Raw genomic sequence first — 253 nt, forward strand, 5'->3', positions numbered from 1 at the left:
CTGCAGGTCGTCTGCGGCGCCCCCAATGCGCGCGCGGGCCTGGTCGGCGTTCTCGGCACCCCGGGCGCGGTGGTGCCGGCGAACGGCATGGCGCTGAAGGTCGCCGCGGTGCGCGGGGTCGAATCGAACGGCATGATGTGCTCGACGCGTGAGCTCGAGCTGGGCGACGACCATGACGGCATCATCGAGCTGCCGGCCGATGCGGCGGTCGGCACGGCGTTCGCCGACTATGCCGATCTGAACGACCCGGTGT

General features: G+C 71.5%; 1 pseudogene. It reads left to right on the forward strand.

From position 1 onward, the window contains the following. Nucleotides 1-253, forward strand: a pseudogene (locus tag NLU14_RS22525) (phenylalanine--tRNA ligase subunit beta); the annotation flags it as partial.

This window comes from Marinobacter iranensis (assembly GCF_029207565.1).
GTDB classification, from domain to species: domain Bacteria; phylum Pseudomonadota; class Gammaproteobacteria; order Pseudomonadales; family Oleiphilaceae; genus Marinobacter; species Marinobacter iranensis.